General features: G+C 27.1%; 1 protein-coding gene. It reads left to right on the top strand.

Going from position 1 to position 306, the window contains the following annotated elements; all coding sequences use genetic code 11:
* Positions 1-14: 14 nt before the first annotated feature.
* The coding region (locus tag SB754_RS19730; protein WP_410784085.1) for an AAA family ATPase at positions 15-306 on the top strand (292 nt) is incomplete at its 3' end.

Raw genomic sequence — 306 nt, 5'->3', positions numbered from 1 at the left:
TACTTAAAGAGAAAATTAGTTCTTATAAGAATTATCCCTTTTGTGTTCCTGTAATAAAAAATTTAGATGAACTCAACTTTAAAAATAATGTAACGTTTTTTGTAGGAGAAACTGGTTCTGGAAAATCGACATTATTAGAGTCTATTGCAGATAATTGTGGGTTTAACTTGAATGGTGGTAATCGTAATAATGTTAATGTTGATAATATTGATGTATCTGTTTTAAGCTCATGTATTCGTTTATCATGGTTTCCAAAAGTAACAAATGGTTTTTTTTTAAGAGCGGAATCTTTTTATAATTTTGCAT

Source organism: Leifsonia sp. SIMBA_070, assembly GCF_046534635.1.
In the GTDB taxonomy this organism is placed as follows: Bacteria; Actinomycetota; Actinomycetes; order Actinomycetales; family Microbacteriaceae; genus Leifsonia.
The sequence above is the reverse complement of the archived record's forward strand: the minus strand, read 5'-3'. Positions and strand labels throughout refer to the sequence as shown.